Below are 3,320 nucleotides of genomic sequence, written 5' to 3'. Positions count from 1 at the left end.
TTTTTACAGTCCAATACTTATAAGTTTTTTCAATCAGATGCGTATCAGAAGCTCAAAGATCTTTTTGCAGGTATGGCAGAATCTTCATCAGACGGTTCTGGGTGGGATGCGCTTGCAAGTGGTGTGAAGCATCTTAATGAAGGTGATAAACGAAGAGAACAAGTCAATCAAACCGTCGAATACCTAAAATCTAAAGGTTACAGCGAAGAAGAAGCTGCTATCATGGCACGTAATCCGCAAATGCTTAGTGCGATGCTAACAGGTGGTGATAAACCTCAGTTAGATAAAGGTTATGAATGGGATCCCAATTCACAACTAGGTGAACGTAGAGCGAGACCGGTTAAGGGGTCGATGCAGGAACTTGAGTATAATCAGAAAAAACGAGACATAGAAGAGTGGGAAATAGGTAAGAGAAACACTGCTGCTGTAGCAGCAAAAGAAATTAATCATATTGTGGATACAGTTAACAATGCTCTTCAAATTATAGAGAAGAATCCCAAAAAGGCTGCTGGTAAGGTCGGTGCTTTTGCTCAGATTTTCCCCGATACTGCTGCAAAAACATTAAAAAATAAATTAAAAACGCTTGAAGGTGGTGTCTTTGTTCGAGTGATTGAAGCAATCAAAAAGCAAAGTGACGGCGGGAAATTAGGCGTTGGACCGTTATCTAATGAAGAAAGCAGGCGCATAGTAGCATCTTATGGTACTATGGACATTAGCGATAAACCAGAAGAACTATATAAAACGCTCTTAAAAATCAAAGATATGTTTGATCTTTTTAAAAAACTGAATGATGAGGAAATTTATAGGTTGTCAAATGGAATGGAAGTAAGACCGCGTCTAAAGTATTCTGCTCAATATGCTAATCAGTCGATGTCACAAGGAGGTAGTGCAAACTTGCCAACTACAATTAGCAGAGCAAATATTAAAAAACTTGCTATTGGAGATAAAGCAACCGTTCATGATGGTAAAGATTTGTATGAAATTATTAGGGATAGTTAAATGGTTCAGCATAATAATACTCATCAAGATTTTCCAGATTTTGGTACTGGAATAAGAATTATACGCCGTATCCCTAAACATGAATACGAAAAATCGGTAGAGGAACCATTTCCAGATTTTGGTCCTGGAATAAGGGTTATACGTCGTATCCCTAAAGATGAATACGAAACATCATCCCAACATCCCGAAATAAGTAGCAGTGAAGCCTTTTGGAATTCTTTAAAGCATGGTTTGAGTTTTAATTTAGATGATGAGATTGCGGGGATCACAGCGGCAGGACGTGATTCTGATGATGAGTTGGCAATAATTGCTTTTGCGAAGGGGCTTTACAACTATTGGACTGGAGATAAGAAAACCATAGAAAAATATGAGAAAGAAGCCAATAGAATACGTGATTATTATCGTAGGATGAGTGATCAACATTATTGGACTTCTTTTGCTGGAAATGCTTTAGGGTCGGCAATTCCTTCCCTTGCGACTTTAGGGGGAGGATTATTAGCCTCAGGAGCACGCTTTGTAGCGCCTACACTTGCAAGGAATGTGGCGGGGTCAAAATTAGGTCAAGCCTTTTTGAAAGCAGGTCAGTTACCCCCAAGTCGATTTGCAAGTCCATTTTTAGGCATCACGAACAAAACAACATTGCCGCATTTGCTTAAAGTAGGGGCGGCATCTGGTGCATTACATGGAGCGGGAGAAGGTGAAGGACTTGGTAATACACTTACAAGTACGTTATCTGGTGCAGGTTTAGGAGCGGGTGGGGCATTGGCTGGAAGTGCTTTAGCTCATTTAGCTGGTTATCCGGTAAGCGGAATACGAAGACTTTTTTCTCCTTCTCATAAGGAAGGTGTTGCAACAGACACGTTAAGAGCAATCAGTAAACATTTAGGCAATGAAGCTTCTGAAGATCTAGGAAAATCTTTTAAGAATGCGGTCTCTACCGATTATGTAGCTGATCATAGTCCTTTTTTACAGGATCTTGTTTTTGATATCGCGAAAAGAAATCAAGGAGCTTATCTTGATTTGACTAAAAGAGCTGGGCAGAGAGCGCTGGGAGGAGGGGAGCGTATTCATCAAGCTGCTGATGAACACTTTGTTCCTCGTCAAAATGTCACAGGTTTAAAAGGTGATCTTATCGCGAGTAGGAAAGAAGCATCCCATACTCTTTATGAAATAGCTAAAAAGATACCAATAGGAGAGAAATATTATGGGGCACTTAATGAATTAATGGAGCGTCCATACTTTAAACAAGCTTATAATAAAGGGCTAAGGGGATTCATTAGTGATGGCAATAAAGCCAGTCCGTTTTCTTCTGAAAAATTTAGCCTTCTTAAAGAGAAACCCAACATGGGTATTCTCCATAAAACTAAGGAGGCTATTGATTTTATGATACGGGCAGAAAAGAGGCAAGGAAACAATAGCAAAGTTCGTAGCTTAGTAGATATCGACAAAAAGTTATTAGAGATTATGGATGATATATCGTCTGAATATAAGAAAGGGCGGGCATTGTATCATCAATATAGTTCACATGTAGATGCTATGGGTAAAGGTTCTAAAATCCTTAGCAAGTCGGTTAATAAGGATGAGTTCAGTAAAATCTTTGATGAATTATCAGAGGGAGAACAAGAATACTTTAAAAAGGGATCAAGAGCAAAACTTTTACAAGGTATGGGGCAAGCAGGAGATGAAGTATCCAAGGCAAAGGAGATTTTTGGTACGAATGATCTGTATGAACGATTTGCAAAGATTTATGGAGCAGATAAAGCTTCTGCTGTTAAGAATGTTGTCAATAAAGAAGCTGATTATGCAGATTTTTATAACAGAATACCAGGTCGTGTAGCGGATGAAAAGATATCTTTTACGCATAATGTCAGTATGCCAACGGGTAAACGTGATGCAGCTGTACAATTAGCAAAAGCTGCTGGGAAGGCAGCTTGGGTTCCTTTCAAAGAGGCGGCGTTTAGAGAGCGTCAACGGATTGAAAAGGATGTTGTCAAATTGTTAACAGGGGGGACACAGATTAAGAATGATCAAATTGTAGCTCTCATTCAACGCATGGTAAACGCGCATCATAAGGGATATGCGACAAAAGAATGGTTCAAAAAGCTTTCTGCTGCTTTGTTTGGAGGTGGGGGAAAAGCCTCAACGGAGGAGTTGAATTTATTGAGTGCATTTGAGTAAGGGAGGAGATTAGGCTATGACCCGTTCTAGTCCTTCTGTTAATCAAGCGATCCGTCAAGCAGCAGTGCGTTATGGTTTGCCAGAGAGTTATTTGTACCGTGTTGCGCAAGTGGAAAGTGGAGGCAATCCGAATGCAAGGAATC

The 3,320-nt window shown here is 39.9% G+C and carries 3 protein-coding genes; all 3 read left to right on the top strand.

From position 1 onward, the window contains the following. Window positions 1-999 (top strand): hypothetical protein (locus ACFINZ_RS09080; protein ID WP_375701359.1); only part of this gene is annotated, 999 nt, incomplete at its 5' end. Then, window positions 1,000-3,177 (top strand): hypothetical protein, encoded by a 2,178-nt coding sequence (locus ACFINZ_RS09075; RefSeq protein WP_375655506.1) that lies wholly within the window; start codon window positions 1,000-1,002, stop codon window positions 3,175-3,177. A 16-nt stretch (window positions 3,178-3,193) separates the two neighbouring features. Beyond that, window positions 3,194-3,320: transglycosylase SLT domain-containing protein (locus ACFINZ_RS09070; RefSeq protein WP_375701360.1), on the top strand; the 127-nt coding region annotated here is incomplete at its 3' end.

The organism is Bartonella sp. AA81SXKL (genome assembly GCF_042196945.1).
Lineage (GTDB): Bacteria > Pseudomonadota > Alphaproteobacteria > Rhizobiales > Rhizobiaceae > Bartonella.
Note: the sequence above shows the minus strand (reverse complement) of the source record. Positions and strands in the feature narration are given on the sequence as shown.

Bases quoted from the DNA above. Each gene is read 5' to 3' on its own strand.
- ACFINZ_RS09075 (WP_375655506.1), top strand. From the start codon at position 1,000: ATGGTTCAGCATAATAATACTCATCAAGATTTTCCAGATTTTGGTACT.